Annotated in this window: 19 protein-coding genes and 1 pseudogene; 12 read left to right on the forward strand and 8 right to left on the reverse strand. The window is 66.3% G+C overall.

Annotated features, from left to right (window positions below):
• The 5 genes from ACWC1K_RS25905 (at position 1) to ACWC1K_RS25925 (ending at position 5,131) form a co-directional block, all read left to right on the forward strand.
• Positions 1-480 (forward strand): hypothetical protein, encoded by a 480-nt coding sequence (locus tag ACWC1K_RS25905; RefSeq protein WP_450834635.1) that lies wholly within the window; start codon positions 1-3, stop codon positions 478-480.
• Between the two features lie 84 nt (positions 481-564).
• Positions 565-1,482: a bifunctional DNA primase/polymerase gene (locus ACWC1K_RS25910; protein WP_450834637.1), complete on the forward strand. Its 918-nt coding sequence runs from the start codon at positions 565-567 to the stop codon at positions 1,480-1,482.
• A gap of 157 nt (positions 1,483-1,639) precedes the next feature.
• Positions 1,640-3,184, forward strand: coding sequence for a YfjI family protein (locus ACWC1K_RS25915; RefSeq protein ID WP_450834639.1), 1,545 nt, complete (start codon positions 1,640-1,642; stop codon positions 3,182-3,184).
• A gap of 316 nt (positions 3,185-3,500) precedes the next feature.
• On the forward strand, positions 3,501-3,692 hold the full coding sequence (locus ACWC1K_RS25920; RefSeq protein WP_055615198.1) for a helix-turn-helix transcriptional regulator: 192 nt from the start codon (positions 3,501-3,503) through the stop codon (positions 3,690-3,692).
• Positions 3,689-5,131, forward strand: coding sequence for a tyrosine-type recombinase/integrase (locus ACWC1K_RS25925; RefSeq protein ID WP_450834641.1), 1,443 nt, complete (start codon positions 3,689-3,691; stop codon positions 5,129-5,131). Before ACWC1K_RS25920 ends, ACWC1K_RS25925 begins: the two co-directional genes overlap by 4 nt.
• Before the next feature lie 45 nt (positions 5,132-5,176).
• Here the strand turns inward: ACWC1K_RS25925 and ACWC1K_RS25930 are convergent, their stop codons facing one another.
• On the reverse strand, positions 5,177-5,896 hold the full coding sequence (locus tag ACWC1K_RS25930; RefSeq protein ID WP_450834785.1) for a Shedu immune nuclease family protein: 720 nt from the start codon (positions 5,894-5,896) through the stop codon (positions 5,177-5,179).
• An 18-nt stretch (positions 5,897-5,914) separates the two neighbouring features.
• A pseudogene (locus ACWC1K_RS25935) lies at positions 5,915-6,136 on the reverse strand (HNH endonuclease); the annotation flags it as partial.
• A gap of 501 nt (positions 6,137-6,637) precedes the next feature.
• Here ACWC1K_RS25935 and ACWC1K_RS25940 point away from each other — a divergent pair.
• Positions 6,638-7,525 carry a DUF5655 domain-containing protein gene (locus ACWC1K_RS25940; RefSeq protein ID WP_450834642.1) on the forward strand — a complete coding sequence of 296 codons (888 nt, stop codon included), beginning with the start codon at positions 6,638-6,640 and terminating at the stop codon, positions 7,523-7,525.
• Positions 7,526-7,752: 227 nt separating this feature from the next.
• On the opposite strand, the gene ACWC1K_RS25945 is transcribed toward ACWC1K_RS25940, so the two are convergent.
• Positions 7,753-8,382, reverse strand: a complete 630-nt coding sequence (locus ACWC1K_RS25945; RefSeq protein ID WP_450834644.1) for a hypothetical protein — start codon at positions 8,380-8,382, stop codon at positions 7,753-7,755.
• Between the two features lie 236 nt (positions 8,383-8,618).
• Between ACWC1K_RS25945 and ACWC1K_RS25950 the strand changes: the two genes are divergently transcribed.
• Both ACWC1K_RS25950 and ACWC1K_RS25955 read left to right on the forward strand, forming a co-directional pair.
• Positions 8,619-10,061 (forward strand): DNA phosphorothioation-associated putative methyltransferase, encoded by a 1,443-nt coding sequence (locus ACWC1K_RS25950; RefSeq protein WP_389082415.1) that lies wholly within the window; start codon positions 8,619-8,621, stop codon positions 10,059-10,061.
• Positions 10,062-10,120: 59 nt separating this feature from the next.
• A complete protein-coding gene (locus tag ACWC1K_RS25955) occupies positions 10,121-10,972 on the forward strand; it encodes a hypothetical protein (RefSeq protein WP_450834647.1) in 852 nt (283 codons plus the stop codon).
• Positions 10,973-11,084: 112 nt separating this feature from the next.
• On the opposite strand, the gene ACWC1K_RS25960 is transcribed toward ACWC1K_RS25955, so the two are convergent.
• From ACWC1K_RS25960 to ACWC1K_RS25980, 5 genes are all read right to left on the reverse strand, one after another.
• Entirely contained in the window at positions 11,085-11,885 is an 801-nt protein-coding gene (locus ACWC1K_RS25960; RefSeq protein WP_450834787.1) for a phosphoadenosine phosphosulfate reductase, read from the reverse strand.
• A gap of 206 nt (positions 11,886-12,091) precedes the next feature.
• A complete protein-coding gene (locus tag ACWC1K_RS25965) occupies positions 12,092-12,739 on the reverse strand; it encodes a hypothetical protein (protein WP_450834649.1) in 648 nt (215 codons plus the stop codon).
• Positions 12,740-12,813: 74 nt separating this feature from the next.
• Positions 12,814-13,710, reverse strand: a complete 897-nt coding sequence (locus ACWC1K_RS25970) for a phospholipase D family protein (RefSeq protein ID WP_450834651.1) — start codon at positions 13,708-13,710, stop codon at positions 12,814-12,816.
• The gene (locus ACWC1K_RS25975) at positions 13,707-15,599 is read right to left on the reverse strand and encodes an ATP-binding protein (protein WP_450834653.1); all 1,893 of its coding nucleotides are present in this window, start codon (positions 15,597-15,599) and stop codon (positions 13,707-13,709) included. The genes ACWC1K_RS25970 and ACWC1K_RS25975 overlap by 4 nt, the downstream gene beginning before the upstream one ends.
• A complete protein-coding gene (locus ACWC1K_RS25980) occupies positions 15,596-17,200 on the reverse strand; it encodes a DEAD/DEAH box helicase (protein ID WP_450834655.1) in 1,605 nt (534 codons plus the stop codon). Before ACWC1K_RS25980 ends, ACWC1K_RS25975 begins: the two co-directional genes overlap by 4 nt.
• A 402-nt stretch (positions 17,201-17,602) precedes the next feature.
• On the opposite strand from ACWC1K_RS25980, the gene ACWC1K_RS25985 reads away from it, so the two are divergent.
• From ACWC1K_RS25985 to ACWC1K_RS26000, 4 genes are read left to right on the forward strand one after another with little or no spacing between them, the layout of a single operon-like run.
• Positions 17,603-18,856 (forward strand): cysteine desulfurase family protein, encoded by a 1,254-nt coding sequence (locus ACWC1K_RS25985; RefSeq protein WP_450834657.1) that lies wholly within the window; start codon positions 17,603-17,605, stop codon positions 18,854-18,856.
• A 58-nt stretch (positions 18,857-18,914) separates the two neighbouring features.
• Positions 18,915-20,021, forward strand: coding sequence for a DUF4007 family protein (locus ACWC1K_RS25990; RefSeq protein ID WP_450834659.1), 1,107 nt, complete (start codon positions 18,915-18,917; stop codon positions 20,019-20,021).
• Positions 20,018-23,596 carry an ATP-binding protein gene (locus ACWC1K_RS25995; RefSeq protein ID WP_450834661.1) on the forward strand — a complete coding sequence of 1,193 codons (3,579 nt, stop codon included), beginning with the start codon at positions 20,018-20,020 and terminating at the stop codon, positions 23,594-23,596. Before ACWC1K_RS25990 ends, ACWC1K_RS25995 begins: the two co-directional genes overlap by 4 nt.
• On the forward strand, positions 23,593-24,426 hold the full coding sequence (locus ACWC1K_RS26000) for a phosphoadenosine phosphosulfate reductase domain-containing protein (protein WP_383612889.1): 834 nt from the start codon (positions 23,593-23,595) through the stop codon (positions 24,424-24,426). The genes ACWC1K_RS25995 and ACWC1K_RS26000 overlap by 4 nt, the downstream gene beginning before the upstream one ends.
• The last annotated feature ends 295 nt before the right edge of the window (positions 24,427-24,721 follow it).

Genomic DNA, 24,721 nt, shown 5'->3' on the forward strand with positions numbered 1-24,721 from the left:
ATGTTCGAGATCCGCATCATCTGCGACCCCGCCGACACCGAACCGATCGTCGCCGCGCTGGACCGCACGTTCACAACCGGCACCGTGAGTGTCTACCCCTCCCGTGACCGCAAGCGGAACCGCCTCTACGCCCGCGCCGAGTACAAGCCCGCCGACGCAGAGCCCGCCGCATCCTGGCCCACCCCCGAGGAGGCGTACGCCAGCGCCCCCAGCATCAACAGCGAGATCGGCTGGGTGGCGCGCACTCTCGCTGACGCCGAGTGCTTCACCGAGCTGGATCGGGAGTTCTACCTGCGCAAGGCCGCGCTGCTGGACCGCATCGCGCTCCTGGATGAACCCCACGATCTGTTCAGTGACGCCACCGAGACCGCCGACGCGGCGGCCGTGTTCTTGCTGGACATGGACCGGGTGGGCCCGTTCTACGACCCGCGCGCTTACGTCCGCCAGCAGTACGCCCACTCGCTCACCGCCGAGCAGTAGCTGTGGCTGGGGCGGTCGCCTCTCGCCAAAGACCGCGACCGCCCCGGTTCTCCGTCCCTTCGACAGAAACAGGAGACCTCCAGCATGACACCTGCCCGCAAGACCCCGCGCCCCCGCGGCGTGGATCACCAGGACAGCAACCATCTGCGCACCGCGCTGTACCTCGCGGCGGCCGGTGTGCCGGTGCTGCCGCTGCGGGACGGGAAGGTGCCGTTCGGCAACTGCCGCGCGTGCGCCAAGAACGCCTGCGGCGGGCGGCCGAACATGAAGCGCGCGGGCACCTGCCGCTGCCCCGCCCCCTGCCACGCGTGGGCTGCCGCGACTACCGACCGCACCGTCATCACCTCCCCGCTGTGGCTGGCCGCGTGGGGGCGGGCCGTGTGCGTCGGCTACCACCCCGGCGGGGCAGGGCTGACCGTGGTTGACCTCGACAACGCGGCGGCCGTCGCCTGGGCCCGCGAGACCCTCCCCGCCACCCGAACCGTAGCGACGACGCGCGGTCAGCACTGGCTCTACCAGGGCGTCATGGGGTCACACAACGCGGTCCGTCCGGGTGTCGATATCAAGTCGCTCATGGCCTACGCCCGCTGGCTCGGACCCGGCGTCGGCATCATGACGCGGATGTCGACGTCCGTCGCCGCGCTCGTCATGAAGGAAGAGACCACCCCCGCCCGCGGGGAGGTGGTCTCTTCCCTCCCCGAGCGCGCCACCTGGGACCGCGCGGTGGCCACCGGATGCCGCCACACAGATGGCTACGTCCGCACCGGCTTGGAACGCGGCCTGACCCTCGTGCGCTCCCGCGTCGAATCCGGTGCCGGATCACAGGCGTTCGGCGTGGCCCGGTTCCTCGCCGCCCAGCACACTGCCTGCCCTGGCCCGTGCGGACTAGACGTGATCGGGGCGGAGATCGTGGCCGCGGCCGTCTCGGTCGGTGTCCCCGAGCCCTACGCCCGCCGCGCGGTCGCCAACGGGCTCAGCGCGGCCGAGAGGGGCGCCGCATGACCTATAAGCCCTTCAATCCCCTGAAACTGCCTCATAACGCCACGCAAGCCGCACAGCGGGCCACCGTAGGCGGCCGAAGGAACGTCGCCGAAGGCGTCCGCACTGCACTTGGTCCTGACCCGCACACCGGCGATCCCACCGAAGGGAGCGCAGCCTCATGACCGCACAGCCTGTGGACAGCACCGACCTGTGGGCCGGACTGCCCACCCTTGACGAGCCGCCCGCCCCCGTGTGGGAGGACCCCGTTCCCCTCGCCGGACCCCGCAAGCTCGCGCCCTTCCCCACCGCCTCCTTTCCGGGGTGGCTGCGGGAATTTGTGGCCGCGGTCGCCGAGGAGACACAGACCCCCGTCGACCTCGCCGGATGCATCGCCCTGTCCGTGCTCGCCACCGCGGCGGGCGGCAGGGCAGTGGTGCAGGTGCGCGGACACTGGCGCGAGCCCACCAACCTCTACGTCGTCGTCTCGCTGCCGCCCGCCAACCGCAAGTCCGCCGTGTTCGGCCTGCTCACCGACCCGCTGTACGAGGCCGAACAGCAGCTCCGCACACTGACCCAACCGGCCATCGTGGAAGCCGAGATGACCGCCCGCCTCGCCAAAGAGGCGGCCGACAAGGCCACCGCCAAAGCAGCATCCGCGAGCGCGGACGAACGGGATCAGTTGGTGGCCACGGCGATCGCGCTGGCGCAGACCGCAGACAGCGTCACCGTGCCGGCCAAACCGCAGTTGCTCGCCGATGACACCACCGCCGAGACCGTCACCTCCCGCATGGCCGAGCAGGGCGGCCGGATCTCCGTCATGTCCGCGGAGGGCGACATCTTCGACATCATCGCCGGACGCTACTCCGGCAAGCCCAACATGGGCGTCTTCCTCAAAGGCCACGCCGGAGACCGCCTCAAGGTCGACCGGCAGACCCGAGAGGAATACATCGAACACCCCGCCCTCACCATGGGCTTGTGCGTCCAACCGCAGGTCTTGGACGACATCGGGCGCCAGGACGGGTTCAAGGGCCGCGGCCTGCTCGGCAGGTTCCTCTACTCGGTACCCGAGTCGCTGGTCGGCCGCCGCAAGATCGAGCCGGACCCCATCCCCGAGCAGGTGATGGAGACCTACCGGCGCCACGTCCTCGACCTGACGCTGTTCCTCGCCGAGTGGACCGATCCGGCCCTCATCCAGCTCACCCCCGAGGCGGTCGCCGCCCTGAAAGCCTTTCAGGCACGGGTGGAACCGATGCTGGAAGCCCGCGGCGGCATCATGGGCCAGATCGGCGATTGGGGCGGCAAGCTGGTCGGCGCCACCGCCCGCATGGCCGCCCTGCTCCACCTCGCCGAACACCTCACCAAGGGGCACACGGTGCCCGTGGCGGAAGCAACCATGCGCGACGCGATCACGCTGGCGGAGTACTTCATCAGCCACAGCCTCGCCGCGTTCGACTCCATGGGCGCCGACCGCATCGTCGAGCGGGCCCGCACCGTGCTGGAAGTGCTCCACGCCCATGGGTGGCGTGAGGTCAGCAAGCGGGACCTGATGGTCAAGCTCTCCCGCTCCGAGTTCCGCACCGCCAACGACCTCGATCCGGTGTTGGCCCTGCTGGAAGACCACGGCTACGTGCGGGCCCAAGCCGTCCAGCGCACCGGAGGACGCGGCCGGCCGCCCTCGCCCCGCTACCTCATCCACCCCCGCCTGACCGACCCGACCGCCTGACCCCCGCCACAGAAACCACAGAATCACAGAAATACCCCCGGCAAGCCTCTGACCAGCACAGACGTCCTTGCCAGGGGCTTGTGGAGTGCTGCCACAGAAACGAACCGAGAAGCCACAGAAATAGCCCGGTACCGGCCCCCACCGGTCCGACCGCCTATTTCTGTGGAACTTTCCGCGATTTCTGTGGCAGCTCCCGCCACGGGGCATCACCGCAGGTCAGCCCGCCAATCCAGGGTTTCTGTGGTTTTCGTGGTTTCTGTGGCGGCTCTCGGCTGGTCCCACCACCTTCCCTTGCTCTCTCGCCCAAGGAGGAGTCGTGGCCAAGCCCCGCGACGAGATGCTGACCATCCCCGAAGTGATCGAAGAAATAGGCGTACCGCGAGCGACGTTCTACCGCTGGCGGCAGTACAAGAAGGGACCGAAATCCATCAAGCTCCCGAACGGCGCAGTGCGCATCCGCCGGTCCGAACTGAGTCGGTGGCTCCAGACGCTGGAGGAGACCGCGTGACGGAGGACACCGACAACGGGGCCGAGCAGAACAACCGCTCGGCCCCGGACGGGTTTTCGCTCGATGTGCGCCTGTGGAAAGTGTCCAAGGCGCAGAGCAAGACCCGTCCCTACCAACTTCGTTGGAAGGTCGGAGGGAAGGTCAGTAGCGCCACCTTCGCCGCGGTGGCTCTCGCAGAGAGCCGCAGATCTGAGCTTTGGCAGGCAATGCGTCGCGGCGAGGCATTCCGCATCGCCGATGGTCTGCCTGAATCCGAGGTACGGGCCGAGGCCACTGCGGAGCAAGTCCGCGAGGAACTTCCCTGGTTCGCATTCTGCCGCGAGTACATGGCGATGCGCTGGCCGACCGCTGCGGCCAAGACCCGTGAGGGAATCGCCGACGGGCTCGCAGCGGTGACGCTGGCCCTGGTGGAGCAGGAACAGAAGATGCCGTCACCGGAAGAGCTGCGCCTTGCCTTCCGGTGGGCGGTCATTCCCAAGAACGCCGAACTCGACCCGCCGCAGGAACTTGAAGACGCCTACGGGTGGATCTCCAAGAAATCGCTTCTCGTCTCCTCGCTGGAAGACCCGAAGATTCTCCGCGACGTTCAGTATCGGATCTCCTTCAAACTGGATGGCACTCCCGCGGCGGGGGAGACCTCCCGTCGTCGTCGGCGCGCGCTCAACACGGCGGTTGAATACGCCATCGAGCGCAAGCTTCTGACGGAGAACCCACTTACCGTCCTCAAGAAGGTGAAGAGCTCCTCCTCGGACCGTGTGGATCCCCGTGTTCTTGTGAACAAGACTCAGGCTGCTCAACTCCTCGCGTCGGTCTCGTACGTTGGGACATGGGATCGCAAGAAGGGCCGGCGCCTGGTGGGCTTCTACGCGGTCATGTACTTCGCGGGGCTCCGTCCGAGTGAGGCCGTGGGCCTCAGAAAGGCTGATTGCTTCCTCCCAGAGAAGGGGTGGGGCGTTCTTACGCTCCACGACACGCACCCCGTGTCTGGCAAGCAGTGGACAGACAGTGGAGAGCGCCACGACAAGCGCGGCTTGAAGTCGAGGGAGGCCAAGGAAGACCGGCCGGTTCCGATTCCCCCGCCGCTCGTGGCCATACTGCGCGCCCACCTGAAGGAGTTCGGCACGGCCAAGGATGGGCGGCTCTTCACGAACGAGCGGGGCGGTCTCGTGGGCAGCAGTACCTACTGGCGCGTGTGGAGGGACGCTCGGGAGTACGGGCTCCCGCCGGACCTTCAGACGTCGATTCTCGGTGGGCGACCCTATGACCTGCGGCATACGTGCATTACGACGTGGCTAAACGCCGGCGTGCCGGTGGCCGAGGTTGCGCGGCGGGTGGGTAATTCGCCGGAGGTTATCCACCGTGTCTACGAGGGATGCATCTACGGCCAGGAAGAGATCATGAATGCGAAGATAGAAATGGAGCTGGGATGGGATAGCTGAAACCTGCCGGAGATGCAGCCTGGACAGTCAGTTGTCTGGGCTGCGTCATTCGCTAAGATATTCAACCAAATTCCGCAGCCTATCAAATAGCTCATTGTATGTAATAATCCGTAGGTCCCTGAAGGAGGAACGGTAAAGTTCGAATGATCTGAGCTGGTCTTCGTTCATTTCTTCTTCCTCTAGGTTTCCGATGATTACCACACCTGCTGGGTGAGCTGCTCGAAGACCTGGAGTTTGAAAGGCGAGCCCTGGAAAGTTGGAGATCAGGCTGTGCCGATACTCTAGAACTTGAACAGTTGATCCTGCGAGTTCTCCAGACGGGGCGTAGACGTTACCTCTATATCTTTGCGACCCGAGAAGCTTTGTCTTAGGCGTCTTGATTTCAACTAGGGCGACATTTCCTCTGTACTGGGCAAGGAAGTCAAGTACGTTGCCGCCCGTGTTATCGATCGATTTCCCGCCGACATAGCACTTGCTGCGCAAGTTGTAGGCTGTCCCTTCGAGGATCAGACAGAAGGCTTCGGGGCGTTCACTGAAGAGTTGCTGCCAATACTCTTCGCTTCCATTCCATTTGTTCGTGTCCCAGATTTCAAGGATTTCAGCGAGGCGATTTTCGGCTGTTTTCTTGGCTTCTTTGGGAGCCTCGGTGGAAGGGTGTGACGTCTCAGGCTTTGATTCTGGTTGATCGAATGCCTTCCTCACTCTCGCTATGTGCGCATTGCGCATCTGAGTGAGGACCTCGACGGAATATTTCTCGGGTTCCATGTCGACTTGCGCATGGTGGCTCGGGCAAAGAACGATAATGTTGTCGAGGCTGTCAACTCCAGAGGCGCTTGCGGCAGCTGAATAGCGCAGCGACGCTGATGAGATATGGGCAATCTCTAGAAGTGGCACTCCGTCATCAAGAGTTGGGGTACGGCATCCGGGGAAGGCGCACCTGCCTCCGGCGAGTCCGAACGCAGCTTTGACGGATGAATGCGAGATAGCCCTACGGAAGTTAGCCACCAGCCAATCCTGCCGTAGCGCAGGAGTGCATGTCGACGTCTCCTGCTGTTGGGCTCTGCTCTGTGCGGTTCGGCGCGCGAAGGTCTCCGCCTGTGAGCATCGCCCCTGGCTCTATCGCAGGTCTATCGCGATCGATGCGTAACAACGACAAAGAGCGGGACCCAGTGAGACTGGTTCCCGCTCTTCATGCGTGGCATCTGCGCTGGTCAACCGCATCATCGTGCTGGTTGAGGCGAAGTGCCCCCGGCAGGATTCGAACCTGCGCACACGGCTCCGGAGGCCGTTGCTCTCCCAGGCGTTTTCGCTGGTCAGAGCGCTATCTGACGCCTCGTTAGTGGCGCCGTCCCGCACATGTCCCGCGATTTGGAAATCTCCATGTTCGCCCATCATGTCCAGTATGCCGCGTCCCGTGTGTCCCGCAAGGATGCGCTGGCGACGCCTGGAAATAATCCCGCAGCCCGGCGTGTTTGGCCTCGGCACTGCAGAGATCGGGAGGGGACGGTGTCGGGCCTGAAGCTGTTCAACACGAAAAGCGGCGTGACCGAGGTCCCGCCGCGTCTTGCTGACGTCGAGGCCGACGTGCAGAGCCTCATCGAGGCGCACATGGAGACGATGCTGGGGGTGCGGTTCCTCGCGAGCGAGTACGTGATCGACTGCGTCGACGGCGGACGGATCGACTCGCTCGGGATCGACGAGAATGGCGCCCCGGTGGTCGTGGAGTACAAGCGCGGTACCGACGCAGGCGTGATCAACCAGGGCCTCTACTACATGGCCTGGCTCACCGCGCACCGGAGCGCTTTCGAGGGCCTGGTCCGCGACCGGCTCGGGGTGCCGGCCGCAGCCCAGGTCCTCTGGAGCGCACCCAGGCTGATCTGCGTCGCCGGCGACTTCACCCGCTACGACGCCCATGCCGTACACGAGCACCATCGCAGCATCGACCTGGTCCGCTACCGGTATTTCGGCAACGAGCACATCGGTCTTGAGACCGTGGCCTCCGCCGCCGGAAGGGCGTCTGCGGGCAGGCGGGTGCGCCGGCGCGCGGCCGTGCCGGAAGCGCCCCGGGCGCAGACGGGGGCCATGGCCGAGCTGGCCGCCGCTGCCGACGAGGTGCTTCTCGGCCTCGGGGACGGTGTTACCCGGGTCCAGCGCAAGCAGTACGCCGCCTATCAGCGGCTGCGGAACTTCGCCTGCCTGATCCCGCCCCAGCAGACCAAGGTGCTGGTCTACCTGAAGGCCGATCCGAAGGTGGTCGACCTCGTACCCGGTTACACCCGGGACGTGACGGGGCTCGGCCACCACGGCACGGGAGACCTGGAGGTGCAACTGCGCACCGAACGCGACCTGGAGCGCGCCCAGGACCTGTTCCGGCTCAGCTACGCCGCGGCGTGAAAGAGCAATGGCCCGGGTGGCCATGTGCGTTTCACGGGTGAAGTTGTGGATCGTCGTGGCGCTGCCTTTCGACGGGGCGGTCAGGGAGTGGCGGTGGATCTACAAGTATTCGGCGGATCCCCGGTTTCGGTAACCGGGGATCCCCCGCTATATTGCAGCCGCCCTTACGGCCCAAGCGTGAGGCGACGCAGGAATTCTGGCTTCCCGGCTGGGGCACAGTGATGTGGCTAGCGGCCCCGACTGCGCCAGGCTGCATCAGCCGCCTGCACGCTCGCCCAGTAATGGGCGAACTGCTCCTGGCTCAACCGGCGAATTGCGTAGCCAGCGCACTTGCTGCACCAGCCCGAACCGGTCCAGTCGCCATGTCCTGGGTCTTGGAGGTAGAGCGGGACAAACTCGCGAAGAGTGAGCAGGGCGTGTTCAGAGGTGAGGTACTTCTCGTGCACACAGATACCGTGGGACTTGCCTTCGTAGCGGCCGTACGGATCGGTTGCGTACACCTGCAGGTCGGCGAGTGGCCCAAGCGGCTGATTGCCAACGCTGCGTCCGGTGACGCCGTAGCGGTCGAGAACCCACGGCTGGCCGTCCTGGCTGTGTAGGAACACCCACAATGAGAACTGATCCCCGGAGACGAGCAGCGCGTGCGCAGCCCGCCGCAGGAGGCCATCGCTGTGGTGGGCTCCGCCGGCCTGTGGATCCATGACCTCGCGTAGATCCACCTCGGGGCCGGCATCCAGCCACTGCTGGGGAGGTGTCTGCCGTCTTCCCGTTGGCCACTGGTCGTTCTCAGCGAAAGTTGCGCGGCCGTAATCGATGGTGACCCTGCGATAGGTGGTCTCGTCGGGGTTCTGGGGCATGAACCTGATTCTCGACGCTGTGCGGGGCAGTTGCCACCACCCAGAGGCGGGCGGTCACGCAGGTCCCTGCCCTTCCTTCTGTTCGCTGCGCACTCCTGGGCGTCGCGCGGGGGCCCGATCCTTTCGTTCGAGGTCAGATCGGGGGCGACTCCGCGTAAGCCGGGTCACCGGATCGGGTGTCCGTTAAGGTTCGGTGCTGTCGCATGCTGGCCTGTCCGTGGAATCAGGGGACGCCAATGACACAGCAGCTGTGGAGCAGCCAGAGGCATCAGACCGCGATCGGCCGAATCGGCCTCTCGCTGCCAGCCCGCCGCGCCGTCGGCGACCTCCAGCTGGAACCCGAGACGGGAGTACTGGATTACGGGTGCGGACGCGGCGGCGATGTACGGGCATTGCAGCACCTCGGCCTCGATGCCGCGGGGTGGGACCCGGTGCACTTTCCGGACGGGCGTCGTGAGCCAGCCGAGGTGGTCCTTCTCACTTATGTCCTGAACGTCATTGAGAATCCCGCCGAACGACGCGAGACGCTCCTACGGGCCTGGGACCTCGCCAAGTCGGTGCTCGTGGTGTCCGCGCGGTTGAGGTGGGAGCGCAACCAGATCAAAGGCACCGAGTACGGCGACGGCATCCTCACCCAACGCCGCACCTTCCAGCACCTCTATGCCGCCGGCGAGCTTCGCGACTACGTCGAGGAAGCCACTGGTGTCCGCTGCGTGTCGGCGGCGCCCGGCATCGTTTACGCGTTCAAGGACGATGCGGCACGCTTGAGTTACCTGGCCCGCCAGGTCGCCCCCGAAGGGGGATGGCTGGCGTCCGAGGACACCGCCTCGGCGATCACCTCGGTCGTCGATCATCTCGAACAGCGCGGCAGGATGCCTCAGCTGGAGGAAATGCCGCAGCCCATCATCAGCCTCCTCGGCCACCTGCGTCCTGCTGAGCTCAAGCGCCTTGCCGAGCAGGAAGCCGACCTCGTGAAGGTTGAGCGGAGCGCCGAGCGTGGAGCCCTCGACACTCTGCTGTTCCTCGCGCTGGAGCTGTTTCACGGCCGCGGTCCGGTAACCAGTCTGCCCCTGCCGGTTCAACTGGACATCCGCGCCTTCTTCCCTTCGTACACCGAGGCGTGCCAGCGAGCGGATCGGCTGCTGTTCAAGCTGCGTGACGATGCATACGTCCGTCGGGCGATGAACGGATCGATCGCCGGCAAGTTCACCGCAACCGCCCTGTACGTGCACCGCCGTGCGCTCCACCGGATCCCGGCCGTGCTGCGCCTGTATGAACAGTGCGCGAGCATCGCTGCCGGCCGCCCTGGCGAGTGGTCCGTCGTCAAGCTCCGCCATCAGGGCCGCGGTGTCAGCTGGCTCGACTACCCCGAGTTCGACACGGATCCCCACCCGCGGATTGCGGCCTCGTACGCCGTCGACCTGAAGACCCTCAAGTCCTCCTTCACCTCGTACGCGGACTCCACCAACCGTCCTTTGCTGCACCGTAAGCACGAGTTCCTTGCTGAGGATGATCCCGACGCACCCAAGTACCGGAGGCTTACGGAGGCCGAGGTTCGCGCCGGCCTCTACGAGAGTCCGCACCTGATCGGCACGGAAGAGGGCTGGGAGCGTGAACTCGTTCGCTGCGAGCGGGAGTTGCGCGGTCACCGGCTCGTACGTCGCACCATCAGCACCTGAGCGTCGCATCGGCTCTCGGCACCGGAGCGGTTGTCAGTGCCGTGTGCCACGCTCCACTCATGACCACTACCCGGATGGAGGGCCTCTGTCTGCCCTCATACCGCACGCTGTCCACCCTCGCGCTGTCCGAGCCCGAGGACCACGTCCGTGAACTCACCGACTGGGTGGAGCACGCCTCCGCCGTCTCCGGAGTCCCCGGGGCGCAGAACAGCTGGGATACGGCCTACAAGTGGCTGCGCCTCGCGCAGGGGCTGCGCACGGTGGCGTTCGACATGTCGTATGACGACGGCGGTATGTGCTCGGCGGGCCTCGACTTCGACGCCGTCTGGACCGAGATGATGGAGGAGTGGCAGCAGCACCAGGTCCGTCTCGGCTACCTGCGCGCAGCACTCGAAGGATTCGTCCGGCTGCTGTATCCGGACACCGGAGAGCCTGGGCTGGCGGTCGAAGCCGCTGAGGAGAAGCTGCACCACCACGTCGGCGCATGGCCTGTCCACGCGCACGCGGTCGCCGACCATCTGCGGACGCATGCGCCGGACGGTGTGTCGGGTGCCGGCACGTCGATGGCGGCGGCGGTGACTCAGGCGATTGCCCTGCACGAGATGGCCGTCCGGGGCTGTGTGTCCGTCCCCGAGCCGGGCAGCGACGCGGACGGGAAGGTCTTTCCCACGGGGCACGCCGAGGTCTGCGCGGTCAAGGAAGCCTCCACGGTGCTGCTGCTGGGGATGCAGCTGCTGATGGCGGCAGCGGTGACGGAGGACCGCGTCGCCGTCTTCGACGACAAGTACCTTCTCGACGGCATGTGGATTCCCGGCGCCACGGGCGGCAGCCGCTGGGTGGATGAAGAGATGCCCTACGGCGAGTACCTCGCGGTTCTCCACCTTCAGCCGGGTGAGCCACCTGAGCTCTGACTCCGCCACCTGCAGTGCCCCGTAGCGATCATGTCGGCAGCCCAGGGGCAAACGACGGGTGGGCCCGAAGCCGTGGCTTCGGGCCCACCCGTCGTGGCCTGCTCGGCACGTGTCAGGTCATGCACCAGCCGGAGTCGCATGCCCCCTCATCCTCATCGGCGTCGCCTTCCCCCGGGCTCTCATCGGGGATGGCTTGAGTGAGCGGGATCCCATACCTCGTGAGATACACGGCATCCCGCCCGAGTGCGGCCCGCCGTCGGTTGATCGTCTCCTCCAGCCGGACCGACTGAGCGAACAACTCCGGCTCGTGCCGACGCTGGTGGCGCCAGGCGCCGACGGTGCGGAAGGGGCAGAAGAAGCAGGAGCTCTTGGGCGGTACCGGCAGGCCGGCCTCGGCGATTATGCGCTCGCAATCGTCCCGGCGCAGCCCGAGATCGAGGAGGGGGTATTCGATGACCTCGTGGGCTTCCCTCCGCCGACGGTTGGCACGATGGATTTCGTCGACCGAAATGCCGATGCCGACCGCCGCCGGGTCCTCCGCGGTGGCGCCATGCTCCCGAAGCCACCGCCCGACCACCTTGATCTTGAAGTCGGCGGTGCAGTTGCGGCGGCCAGGAGCGCCGTTGGCCATGCGGACCGGAATGGGGATCGACCGTGTGTCTGGCCGGTTCAGCCGTTGCATGAGCGTTTCCGTGGCCCCGTCGCGTCGGCGCCGCTTGAGCACGTGGATGTCCAGCCCCGCCCGTACGGCATACGGGATGGCGATCTCACGGACGTACGCGAGCGTCGCTGGATGCTCGCTGTCGTCCCCGACGTTCGCGAACAGGAAGGTGCGGAAGTCGATCTCTCCGCGAGCGGCAAGCACGAGAAGGGCCGTGCTCTGAACTCCGCCTCCGTAGGAAACGACCTTCATGGGAGGGCGGTTGGGCTCGCTGGAGGCGGCTCGAAAGGGGAGGTCTGTGGGACCGACGTGATGGGCTCCGGAGGGCTGCTGCAAGATCGACATATGAGAGACAGTATGGATCGGATCTGACCAAAGCAAGTGTTTCTCTCACTGCTGTTGGCGAACACAGAGGTCAACGAGGGCGTGGGTCGGCAGGGGGCGGATGCGGTGATGAGCTACGGCCGGGGCTTGATGGTGACGGAATATCCCTGGGCCAGGGCGGACGCCAGAAACTCGGCTGCGGCGATATGTTCAGCGCTGGTGAAGGTCTGTGCGGGAGGTGGTGGCTGTCGGGGCGGGCTCGCCTCGGGGGTGCTCGGCCTTCGGCCCCGGGGCTTTTGAGGAGCGCGCTGTCCTGTACGGAGCGCGGCGACTTCGAAGGCCACGATGGGGCGCTGCCGCTGTCGCGCGTCGTCCAGGATCGTGTCGAGGAGCCAGAGCGGCGAGCCGGAGACGAGCAGGTCGGCCTCGGCGATCTTGTGCCGGTTCCGCCACCGAGACACGGCCTGCGCGTCCTGACCGAGGACGCGTGCTGCCTCCTGGATGCCGACGACGACCGGGAGGTGCTCCTTGTCCTCCAGGTCGTAGCCCAGCGGGGTACCAGCCTTGTACGTCGCTAGCCGTTCTCGGTCGGCTTTGCGATCGCCTTCGCCATCGAGACGCATGACCGTGCTCAGCAGCCAGTACGGATTGCCCGACGCGATCAGATCGGGCTCGTCGAGCGTGCCCGCAGTCCGCCACCGTTGGGATGTCTGCCGCTCCACGTGGAAGAGGAAGGCAATCTCGGCGTGCCCGAGGAGAAACGGGACGCGCACCTCTGCCATGAGACAGCCTTCCCCATCACCCTGTGCTCGTGTTCGTCGGCGGTGTGCTGGCAGGCCACGCCGTGGCTGTGATCTTAGGCGTGCTCTATGCCGGGTCGCAGCTCCCACGAGCCCACTTCGGTGTAGTACCGGCCGAAGTGCTGGAGCCAGGCCGCGAGCGTCTCGGTCGTTCTGCGCGCCTGCTCCTCTGTGTCTCCTGTCCGCTCGGCGATGGCTCGCTGCAGCTCGATGTTGCTGAGGCGCTGTTCTGCGGTCAGCTGACCGAGTTCTGGGATCGCATGCAGGCGGGCCTCGACCTCAGCGTTGAAGGCGTCTTCAGAGAGGCCGGCGGGAACATCGAGCATGGCCAGGTCCCGCACGATGCCGGCCTCGACCAGCGAGGTGAACCGCTGCCGCCCGCTGTAGAGGGCGTAGACGTTCTCCGGTCTCCTTGTCTCCGGGAACCAGTACGGCGCTACTTCGTCCTCGGACGGCGGAGTAACGCGCTCGCTTCTCAGGAGTTCAGCCTGCTCCCGTACGAGGGCTGCCGTGTGGAGTGTGGCTATGGTCGAGCGGGCGTTGATCTGGTCGAGGACGCGCTGTACTTCGGGGTGGTCGATCGGCACCTCCAGCAGGAGTTCCACGTTGGCGTTCGGTACGCGTCCGGTGGCTTTGCCGGTCAGGTTGGCGGAGCCGACCAGACAGCGTCCGTCGGCACGGTAGAGCTTGGCGTGGAGGGACGGACACAAGGCAATGGAAAGGCGTTCATCGCTCTGGGCAGCTTCGATGATCTCCGGGTCAGAGACCCCGGCGGCTACCTCCGCCGGGGTCCAGCGCGTGACGCACGTGATCTTCTGGACGGAGGAGGGCACCGCGGCGATGGTCTCCTCGAAGATCGCCTTCTTGATGAAGGGGGCGATGATGACCACTTCCTCGGCGGCGTCCTTCATCATGTCCGCGATCTGCTGCCAGACATGGTCCGGCTGCGTCACTCTTCTTCGCTCCCGTCCTCGATGAAGTCACGGGCGTACCGGCCCCAGTCGCTTCGGGCATCCGCGATGACCCGGCGCGCTTTCTTGTTGGGGATCTCGTCCTCCATCCGTGCCCAGGAGAAGATGAGCAGCTTGAAGGTCTCCGTCGCACGGGCGAGCCGCTGGCGGAGCTCTGCGTCGTTCGCGTCCTCGGGCACGTCCTCAAGGACGGCCATGAGCTTGCTGTGCAGGGGGTGTTCGGTGTTGAAGGACACCTGGAGCATGCCGGCGAGCAGGTCGATGTTGAAAAAGGCGGATGAGTCCTGGGGGCTGGAGATCCAGCGGACGCGCCAGTCGTTCTCCATGGCCTCGTCGACCAGGGTCTGGGCGGTGTCCTCGTCGACGTGGTGTCGCTCGGTCAGCGCGGTCAGCTGCTCCTGGCGCCTGTCGGCGTCCGTCGCCTCCTCGGCGAGGAGGTCGGTCGTACCGGTGTATCCGTCTTCCTGCCGGCGCTTGACGGCGTCCGTGGCCTTGGAGGTGACGTCCTGGTCGTACCGCTTCTTGCCCTTCCGGCCGCCCAGCGTCTGCTGCTTCAGCTTCTTGCGCATTTTGCCCAGGAGACCCTTGAGGTACTGGGCGAGGTCGATCAGCGGCAGCCGGGGGTCGCCGAGTTCCCGCAGGCGGTCCTTGAACTGCTTGGGGGTCTCGTCGGGGTCCTGTTCAGCCGACCAGTCGAAGTCGGCGAGGGAGGAGAACACGACGGCGGTCTGCTTGTTGTTGGTGACGCCGAACACCTCGTCGAGCTCGGGCGGGAAGTCCACCTCGACGCCCCACCACCGCTCCACGGGGTCGTAGCCGATCGCCCACGAGGTATCGAGGTCGAGCTCGCGGCCCTTTCGGACCAGAGAGACGCCGATGTTCCGACGGGCGTGCTGTCCCCACTTCTGGGCACCAGCGTCCCGGTTCGGGTTGGCCGTGTCGGGCCACGGATGGCCGGAGACATCGGAACGGCGGGCTTCAGGCCGGGCGATGGATGCCCGCACCGTTACGGTGTGCTGTGTGCCATCGACCGTGATGGGATAGCGGTAGACCCCGGGCTCCGCCTCGTTGCCCATGTGGAAGGGCTCGAACATGGGGGTGCTGCTGAACGGCGCGGGCGTTCCGGTCTTCGCCATGAGGTAAAGAGGGTCATTGGGTTCGGCGTAGTAGGCGCCGTTGTCCCCTTCGTTGACCTTCTCGATGACCTTCCCGTCGCGAACGGGCGCCATCTTGATGTCCACGGAGCCGTCGTGCAGGTAGTGCCGGTACACACGTCCGATCAGCTCGGCGGTGTTGCGCAGGGTGGCGCCGGCACTGTGCCACTTGACGCGATCCAGGTTCGTCCAGACGACGAGGGTGCCGCTGGTGCCCAGGGGTACCTCGCTGAGGTCGTCCCAGTCCTCCGGAACACGGCGAGGGACGGGGTCGGGAACCTCATCCTGCCCGCTGGTGATCTCGTCCAGGTCAAGATAGGTGTACAGGGCGTTCGCGGGGCCGTTCTTCCACGACCAGACCTCGACCTTGGTGCACTGGGACATGCTGGAGTTGGGCAGACCCATGCCGAAGCGGCCGATTCGGCTGCGGTCGTCGCCGAGACCGTCTCCGTACTTCAGAGCTCGGCGCAGGAGTTCGCTGTCCATGCCCTTGCCGTCGTCGAGGACGGCGATCTTGTCCACCCGGTACCTGGTCTGGGCGACACCCTCGATGGGGCTCTCGCAGGCAAAGACCTGCACCAGCGTGGCTTCCGCGTCGATGCTGTTGTCGATCAGCTCGGCGAGCGCGTAGGCGGTGTTCTTGTAGCCGCTGTCGCGCATGGCCTTGACGGTCAGCGAAGGGCTGACGATCCGGTAGTTGTTTCCTTCGCCGGTCACGCTGTCTCCCATACGTCTTCCCAGTTGGTGAATGCTTCGGCGACGTCGCCGAACCCGGGGAGCGCCGGGTCGACGACGGTGACGATCTCGCAGGTCTCGGTTCCGCCGGCCTTGGGGCCGCGGATGACCCGGCCGACCATCTGGCTGTAGAGCACCAGGGACTTGGTCGGCCGAGCGATGACGGCGGCGCTGGCTGCGGGCGCGTCGAAGCCCGTGGTCAGGACTCCGAAGTTGCACAGGATCATGGGCTTCCGGGCCGCGCTCTTGAAGCGACGGATGGCGTCGCTGCGGTGCCGAGGCGAGGACTCGCCGGTCACGAATACCGCGTCGAGGCCGGCCGCGGACAGCACGGAAGCGATGAGTCGGCAGTGCTGCACCGATGCCGCGAACACGAGGATGCGGCGGTGCTGCTTCTCAAGCAGCTCCATGATCGTTTGGACGACCTTGAGGTTCCACTGCTCGTCCTTCGCGAGCTCGGCGATGATGCTGTCCGGGATCTCGAACGCTCGCGCCAGGCTCTGCTGATCCCGGGCCGACAGCTGCATGCCGGCTTCCGCGGCCACCGTGCGCATGATCGGTTTGGCCAGGTAGCCCTGGTCGATAAGGGCTGTCACCGGATTCGTGTAGCCCTCGATCTCCAGCATCACTTTCTGGCGGGAGAAGAAGTCGGCGAGTTCTTCGTCCTTGGCGATGTCCGCCCATGTGCGGCCCGGGGTCGCGGTGAGGCCCAGCAAGCTGGAGTCGTGACGTACCGTCAGGTCGTCCACTACGCCCTGAAACGTGGGGGCGATGATCTGATGGGCCTCGTCGAACACGGTCAGAGTGCTGCGGGCGGCCAGCGTACGCAGGAACTGCGGGTCCGACTTGGCGGTTGAGACCGCCTTTTCCAGCCCGAGGACGACCAGTCCGTCGGTCACGTCCGCAAGGTCCGGGGAAGCACTGCCCCACACGCGGAGGACCGGCAGGGGTCGGTCGCCGACCTTGCTCCAGGCGCGCTCGAACTCGGCCGCGGCCTGCTCCAGCAGCTCCTGCCCGTGGGCCAGCCACACCACCAGGGAGGGCCCGTGCTGCCGCAGGTGGTCGCAGATCATGCTCATGCCGGTCCGCGTCTTGCCCACGCCCGTCGGCAGATGGAGCACGGCCCGGCGGGGGCCGTCGTACAGCAACTCCTTGACCCGGCGCGCCGCGCGGAGCTGATGGGGGAACAGGGCGTAGTCAGGTGCCGTCTCTCGCTTGAAGGAGGGGACCTGAGGCTGTACGCGCTCGACCGTGAAGCCGAAGAACTCCAGAAGCTCTCTGCGCTCGTCAGCAGTCCACTTCAGCGCCTGCAGGTACTCCAGCGGTTGCTCGGCACCCAGCGACCCGAGCCGTTGCGCCAGTTCCGCCTGCTTGGGCCCGGAAACGTGGTCGAGCAGTACCGCGCGCTCGTCCTCGTCCGCGACCAGGAGCTCGGCGTCGATCGCGATCGCGGCGACGGCTCGTAACCGCTCATCACCCGCCGTGCCTCCTTCGATGAGGTCGAGAAGGCCGCACAGCTCTTTGCCGAGGTGCCGGCGGATGTAGTCCATGGGGGCGTTTGCCAGGACTGCCTCGAAGGGCATTCCCGGTGACCACGTCGTCACAGCCTCACCTGACCGATGCGGCTGACGGCAAGCCGTGAGCCGCTCGCACAGGACCGACCATCATCGTGAAGTTCCTCCCCCAGCTCGACGCACACCAAGCAGCGCTTCAACCTGCAGATACTGCGGCGTTGCAGCGTGCGGACCACACTAAACGGGACCACTGACAACAGGAGCACCATCAGACTAAAAGCCCAGCGAGGGACGGCAATTGGCCACACAGCTGCCCGACTTCCCGGCCGCGAAACAGATCTTTCAGCATGCGGCTTGCGCGTGAGGCACCCGATATAGAACATTCATTCGGTAAATGGCTTGCGACACCACGCCTTCGAGTGATTCAAAGAGTGGATCTCGGCTCGCGACTAGGATCACGGCGAGCTACTGGTGGAACCCCGGATGCGGGGCGAGGTTTCCACCAGCAGTACATTGGTGTGCGACACGAGCGAGGCGGGGTGGCAGACGATGAGCGAGCCGAATGGGCCGGTTGCGTCCTATTTTGACTACAATGCCACCGCTCCGATCCGGCCCGAGGCTCTCGCGTCTGTCGTCGAGGCCATGCAATCGGTCGGCAACGCCTCAAGCATGCATCAACCCGGACGGCAGGCGGCTCATCGGGTCGATGTCGCCCGTCGGCAGGTGGCTGACCTCCTCGGCTGCTCGCCCGGCGAGATCATCTTCACCTCCGGGGCGACCGAAGCGAACAATCTGGCCCTCCGAGCCGCGTTCACCGCCGGAAGTCCCCTGGTCACAAGCCCTGTTGAACATCCGGCGGTGCTGGAGACGGCCCGCGCGGTCACCGCCGGGAGCTCCGAGGATCTCGTGCTCCTGCCGGTCGGCGGCGACGGCCTGGTGGATCTCGGCGCCCTGGAACAGGTCTTCGCCGCGCGCAGTGGGGGAGTGGTCTCCCTGATGGCGGCGAACAACGAGACCGGTGTCCTCACCGACCTCCGCATCGTGGCCAAGGCGGCCCGTGAAGCCGGCGCACTCGTCCACACGGACGCCACACAGATCATCGGCCGCCTCCCCGTGGATGTCGCTGAACTCGACGTCGACCTCTTGTCGCTGTCGGCCCACAAGTTTGGCGGACCGCAGGGAGTCGGTGCCCTGTATGTACGGCGTGGATCCCCACTCCCGCACCGGCCGCTCCTCGTGGGCGGTGGACAGGAGCGGGGCTGGCGCGCAGGCACACTGAATGTGGCTGGGATCATCGGCATGGGAGCAGCCGCCGACGCCGCGTCGCGCGGCCTCGGGGAGGAGGCCGAGCGGGTCGCAGCCATGCGTGACCGCCTCGAACACCTGGTCACCGGCGCCCTGCCCGGCTGCCGTATCAACGGCCGGCGCGATCAGCGCCTGCCCGGCGTGACGAGTATTACTTTCCCTGGAGTGCCTGCGGACGCGGTCCTGGCGGCCATGCCCGACGTCGCTGCCTCGGAGGGCAGCGCGTGCGCGTCCGGCGCTCCCACGCCGAGCCACGTGCTCCTGGCGATGGGGCTGTCCCGGGCGGACGCCGACAGCACGATCCGCTTCTCGCTGGGCTACGCGACCACGGATGCCGAGATCGAGCACGCCGCGCAGGCCGTCAAACGCGCCGTGACGCAGGTTCGAGCCGCGCTGGCCGAAGCCGACGATCCCCGCTGACCGTTACCCGTTTACCAACTTCGTCAGAGCAATCGCATTGGACACAGAGAGGTCCCGGATGTCAGACAGCCGGCTTGGGGAAGCCGCCCTTTTTTCCTTCGCGCGACACGAAACGTTCGCGCCCCGCTTCGGCTGGCTGCACAAGGCGTACATGCAGGTCAAACAGGAGCAGGGCGCGTTCCTCGCGGACGGCGCGCCGGTGTTGTTCGGAGTGGGCAAGAACATGGTCAACGCCATGCGCTACTGGTCGCGCGCGTTCAAGTTGACCCGGGAGTGCAATCCGACGAAGGGCACACAGGCCAAGTTCTCCTACCCCACCTGGGAAGCACGATGGCTTCTGGACGAGGACGGAGCGGACCCGTACCTGGAGGAGAACGGCAGTCTGTGGCTGCTGCACTGGTGGCTGATCTCTTCCCGTCCCGGCGCCAAGAGCCACGCGCCGACCTGGTACACAGCCTTCCACCTCGCGCCGTTTTCCCGGTTCACGACCGCGGACATGACGCAGGTGGTCACCCGGCACGTGAACTTCTCCTACGACAAGAGCCCGGAAGAGGCGTCGATCGTCCGTGACGTCGACTGCCTTACCAAGATGTACGCGCGCAGCGCCCCAGAGAAGGCCGGCTCGCCGGGCAGCTACGAGGACCTGCTCGCCTGCCCCTTCCGAGACCTTGACCTCCTCACCTTCGTCGGAACCCGCGGCAAGCCCGAGTGGCAGTTCACCAGCGGGCACCGCACCTCGCTGCCGGCCCGGGTCCTGGCCTACGCCTGCCTCGACTACGCCGCCAAGTTCTCCCGCCAGGCCAACTCGATCTCCGTGGCCCGCCTCGCCAACGAGCCGGGCTCCCCAGGGCGCGCCTTCCGCGTCCGGGAAAACGAGATCGTCAGTGCACTGCAGAAGGTCGCCGCCGACCACCCGCACCTCAACCTGACCGAGGCAGTGGGACAGCGCAGCCTCGCCTTCACGGCCGACCCCTTCGCTCTGGCCTGGGAAGTCCTCGACGAGCAATACGACTTCGTCACCCGACGCCCCGGCTTCCCCACCCGTGAGGAGTGGGCCTCTACGTTCCCCCAGCTCGCCGAGGCCGAGCAGAGGGAACTCGACACGAAGGCCACGGACACCTCCGAGGCCACCGAGAAGCTCTTTGACGAGGAGACTGCCGCGTGACCGCCGCAACCCCCACGCGGACCCCAGACAGCCCGGCGAGCGACGCCCCGCAGTTCCCCGCAGGCATCGAACTCGTGGGCTCCCAGATGCGCTCGACCAACCTGGAGCGAGACGTCGAGGATGTCCTCCACGACCCGTATGTCGGCGCCCGTGCCGTCGACGTTCTGGAACGCATCGCGAGCGCGCTAGCCGACCAACGCCGGACACGGGCCTGGTCGTTCACCGGCCCCTACGGATCCGGCAAGTCCACGCTGTCCAACTTCATCGATGCGCTGCTGGGGCGGGATGCCAAGCGGCGTGACGAGGCCGAGCGCATCCTCGAAGAGGCCAGCCCTGCCCTTGCCCAGCGCGTCGCCGCAGCACGCGACGCCCTTGCGCCCGAGGGGTTTCTCGGCGGCGTGGCCACCGCGCGCCGCGAATCCGTCGTCGCCACCCTTTCCCGTGCTCTGCATACGGCGGCGGCGCGACGCTGGGGCAAGCGCGTCCCGAAGGTAATCGCCACCGCCCTGGAGGCGTGCGCCGACCCGGACCGCGCCGGCGCCAAGGAGATTCTCGGCGCCGTCACGGCTCTGACATCAGACGGGCAGCAGCCCCTGCTCCTCGTCATCGATGAGTTCGGCAAGACGCTCGAACACCTCGCTGGGCACAATGAGTTTGCTGACGCCCAGCACGACCTGTTCCTGCTGCAAGAACTCGCGGAACGAGCGGCCGGACCCAACGGTCTGCCCGTCTACCTGATGACCTTGCAGCACTTGTCGTTCATGGACTACGCCTCACGGTCCAGCGAACTCAAGACCCGCGAATGGGCCAAGATCCAGGGGCGCTTCGAAGACATCACTTTCGTCCCTCACCAGGGCGACTCTCTGCACCTGCTGCGCCGCCGCCTCGATCGCTCGGCGGTTAACTCGGCTGGGCAGGCCCTGATCACCGCGTCCGCCGAGGCGTCCGCGGACCTCTGGACGCAGCATGGTCTCGGCGTTCTCGCCGAGCTCGGCCCCGACCACTTCGCCGACCTCTACCCGCTGCACCCCATCACGGCCCTAGCCGCACCGATTCTCGCCGCGCAGATCGGCCAGCACGACCGCAGCCTGTCGGGCTTCCTCAACAGCGGCGAGCCCAATACCGTCCGTCACTCGCTGTCCCGGCACAGCGACCCGGAGGCGGACCGTGCGAGCACGGTGCGGTTGCCGCAGCTGTGGGACTACTTCCTCAACTCCGGGCGCACCGCCCTGCTTGCCTCTGCCAACGCCAGCAGGTGGATTGAAGTCGACTCGCGCATCCGGGACGCCAACGGGCTCCCGGACGCCGATCAGGACGTACTGAAGACCATCGGCGTCCTCAACCTGATCGACTCCGACGGGGCACTCAGCGCCACCTCCCCGATGATCCACTTCGCTCTCCACGATCCGACCGAGGTCGCTGACCCTGGCGCCTTCAGCGCGCTCGAAGAGCGACTCGCCGACCTCGTGCGCCGGGGCTTCCTAGTCCACCGTGAGTTCAGTGGCGAATACCGAGTCTGGCAGGGCACCGACGTCGATATCGACGGCCGACTCAAGGACATCATCAGCCACTTCGACGACGCGGCGGTCATCGACCGGCTCGGCAGCCTGGTTCCCCAGGCATTCGTGGCCGGCCGCCACAGCCAGGTCACCGGCATGATGCGTGTGTTCTACACCGCGGTCAGCGGCCCCGAGACCAAGACTGTTGCCGCCCCCGACGAGCTCAAGGAGCCCGCCGACGGCCTCGTCGTCTTCCACCTCGGTACCGACGCCGACCGGCCCACCGTCCACTCGCCCCTGCCCGTACTTGTCGGCACCACTCCTGACCCCGGCGTCGTACTGACCACGGCCACCTACCTCGTCGCGCTGAAGGAACTTAGTACCCAGCAGGACATCGACCACGTCGCTCGACGCGAAGTCATGGAGAGGCTCGTGCAGGCCGAGGCCGAGCTGCTCGAACTCATGCAGGCCGCCTTCTACCCGCCGTCCTCCGAAGCGTCCTGGAGCCTGTGGCACACCGGCATCGCCCCCGGTGAGGAACCCGCCGCCTCCGGCCTAGCTGCCCGCAGCCTGAGCGGTCTGGTCTCCCTCGCCTGCGAATCCGTGTATCCGCACACCCCGCACATCCGCAACGAGATGCTCGGCCGCCATGTCCTGACCAGCCAAGCCGCCCAGGCGCGCGGCATACTGCTGACGGCCATGCTCTCCGCCTCGGCCAAGGAGAACCTCGGCCTCGTCGGGTACAAAGCCGAACGAGCCATCTACAGCGGCGTCCTGGCCTACCTCGGCCTCCACCGCGAAAACGGGGTGGCCCAGGCCGAGAGTCAGCAAGAGAGCCTGCTCCCATACGGCTTCTCCCCGCCCGGCGAGGGCCACGAACACGCCCAGCCCGCCTGGAACGCCCTGAACGAGGCACTGTCCGGCGCCACCGAGCGGGTCAGCATGGAAGAGGTCGTCCGTGTCCTCAAGAGCCCGCCGTACGGGCTCAAGACCGGCGTGATCCCCGTCTTCCTGCTCCCAGCCCTGATCATCCGACGCCACGATGTCGCCCTGTTCGAGGAAGGCACCTACCTGCCCCGGCTGACGATCGACGCCGTCGAACGCCTGGTCAAAAGCGCGGCCCGCTTCGAGGTGAAGTACACACCGGCAGGGGACGGCCAGCGCGGCAGCATCATCAAGAAGCTGATGGTCTCGCTCGGCGTGGAAGCACCGCGATCCAAGGCCCTGCGCAACCCTGACCTCCTCTCCGTCGCCAGCGCCCTGATCACGCGCGTCGCCGACCTGCACAAGTACGCCCGCAACACCAAGAACATCTCCGCCGACGCGAGCACCGTACGCACGACGATCGTCCGGGCACAGGACCCCGACGACCTCATCTTCCACGCGTTGCCGAAGGCCCTCGGCCTGCCCGAGATCCCGGCCCGCGCCCGCGCCAACGCGGAAGCTGCAAACACCTACGTCGAACGACTCACGGCGGCGGCCGATGAACTCGCATCCATCGACAGCCAGTTGCGCGCCGAGGTCGTACGAGTGCTCGCAAAGGAGTTCCGCCTGCCGGCCGAACTGCCGAAGCTGCGCGCACAGCTCGCGGCCCGCCTGCGCGGCTTCGCCGGCGCAGTGCTGACCCCGGAACTGCGGGGCTTCGTCGACTTCGTCCTCAGTGACGGCCTGGAAGACGACGACTGGCTCGAGCCCATCGTCGTACGCCTGACCAACCTCGCGCTCGGCGACTGGGACGACCGCGAGGCCAAGGTCTTCCCGCAGAAGGCCCGGTCGATGGCCGCCGCTCTTGACCGCGTCGGACATCTGCATCACGCCGGGAAAGAGGTCCGCGCACGGGAAGAGAAACTCGACGCCCAGTTGTTGACCTTGACAGACAGCGCCGGCGTGGAACAACGCACCCTCATCTACGTGCCGGAACAGGCTCGTAGCGAGGCCAACAGCCTCGCTTCCGACGTCCTGAAGCAGGCCGAGAAGGCCCTCGGACCGGACGGAGCGAGGATCCTGCTCGCGGCCCTCGCCCAGCGCGTCACCGATGCCGCGACAGCAGCGAGTGAAAGGAAGGCACAGGGATGACCGACGGAGCCGACACTCAGAAGGTCCGGCACGTACTCGGTATCTCCGGCGGCAAAGACTCCTCAGCGCTCGCCGTCTACATGCGCAACCGAGTCCCGGAGATGGAGTACTTCTTCTGCGACACGGGCGCCGAACTGCCCGAGACCTACGAGTACCTCAACCGCCTGGAGGCCGCCCTCGGCAAGTCCATCGTGCGACTGAACGCCGACCGGGACTTCGACCACTGGATGGAGGTCTACCAGGGCACCCTGCCCAGCCCGCAGATGCGCTGGTGCACGAAGAACCTCAAGATCAAGCCCCTTGAGGACTGGGTAGGCGACGACAAGGTGATCTCCTATGTCGCCATCCGCGCCGACGAGAACCGACTCGGCTACGTCAGCACCAAGCCGAACATCGATGCCGTTTTCCCCTTCCGTGAAGACGGCATCGACAAGGACGGCGTCATGCGCATCCTCGACGAGGCCGGCATCGGCCTGCCCGACTACTACGAGTGGCGCACACGCTCCGGCTGCTACTTCTGCTTCTTCCAGCGCAAGCACGAATGGGTCGGCCTCAAGGAACGCCACCCAGACCTCTTCGACCGCGCCGTCGAGTACGAGGACAAGGTCCGCTACCGACACACCGCCATGAAGGGCCGCAACTACACGTGGTCTCAGGGCGAGTCGCTGCCGGAGCTGATAGAGCGCAAGGACGAGATCGAGGCCAAGCATGAGGCGGCCCTTGAGCGCGCAGCCAAGCGCATCAAGCCCAACCGCCCCTTGCTAGAGGTTCTTTCCGACGCACTCGACTCAGACGACGACGAGGCCGGCTGCTCCGTCTGCCACCTCTGACGCGCAACCACACACAGCGGCCCCAGCAGCTCGAGCTGGGGCCGCTGTTGCTTTCCCGACTTCCAATCAAGCTTGCCGCGCCTGCGGTTGCGGCCCCGCGCGGAACTCTGTCCCAGGCTGCTGAAGGGGCCGCGGCCCACTCGCCCACGACAAGTCGAGGCTTCCTGTGATGGAGTGACGCAACGTCACATGTGGGGGCATGATGGGCGCACGCCGTTCCTGCTACCTCTGTCGACCACTCATATGCCAACATGAGTGATGGATCACCCACGGGTGCCGAACGGTAACGGAGAGA

The organism is Streptomyces sp. NPDC001492, assembly GCF_053597275.1.

Excerpts from the sequence above, each read along its gene's own strand:
- ACWC1K_RS25910 (WP_450834637.1), top strand. The coding sequence starts at position 565 with ATGACACCTGCCCGCAAGACCCCGCGCCCCCGCGGCGTGGATCACCAG.
- ACWC1K_RS25965 (WP_450834649.1), bottom strand. The coding sequence starts at position 12,739 with ATGGCAGAGGTGCGCGTCCCGTTTCTCCTCGGGCACGCCGAGATTGCC.
- ACWC1K_RS25905 (WP_450834635.1), top strand. The coding sequence starts at position 1 with ATGTTCGAGATCCGCATCATCTGCGACCCCGCCGACACCGAACCGATC.
- ACWC1K_RS25945 (WP_450834644.1), bottom strand. The coding sequence starts at position 8,382 with ATGCCCCAGAACCCCGACGAGACCACCTATCGCAGGGTCACCATCGAT.
- ACWC1K_RS25955 (WP_450834647.1), top strand. The coding sequence starts at position 10,121 with ATGACCACTACCCGGATGGAGGGCCTCTGTCTGCCCTCATACCGCACG.
- ACWC1K_RS25960 (WP_450834787.1), bottom strand. The coding sequence starts at position 11,885 with ATGAAGGTCGTTTCCTACGGAGGCGGAGTTCAGAGCACGGCCCTTCTC.
- ACWC1K_RS25990 (WP_450834659.1), top strand. The coding sequence starts at position 18,915 with ATGTCAGACAGCCGGCTTGGGGAAGCCGCCCTTTTTTCCTTCGCGCGA.
- ACWC1K_RS25950 (WP_389082415.1), top strand. The coding sequence starts at position 8,619 with ATGACACAGCAGCTGTGGAGCAGCCAGAGGCATCAGACCGCGATCGGC.
- ACWC1K_RS25930 (WP_450834785.1), bottom strand. The coding sequence starts at position 5,896 with ATGGAACCCGAGAAATATTCCGTCGAGGTCCTCACTCAGATGCGCAAT.
- ACWC1K_RS25980 (WP_450834655.1), bottom strand. The coding sequence starts at position 17,200 with ATGCCCTTCGAGGCAGTCCTGGCAAACGCCCCCATGGACTACATCCGC.
- ACWC1K_RS25915 (WP_450834639.1), top strand. The coding sequence starts at position 1,640 with ATGACCGCACAGCCTGTGGACAGCACCGACCTGTGGGCCGGACTGCCC.
- ACWC1K_RS26000 (WP_383612889.1), top strand. The coding sequence starts at position 23,593 with ATGACCGACGGAGCCGACACTCAGAAGGTCCGGCACGTACTCGGTATC.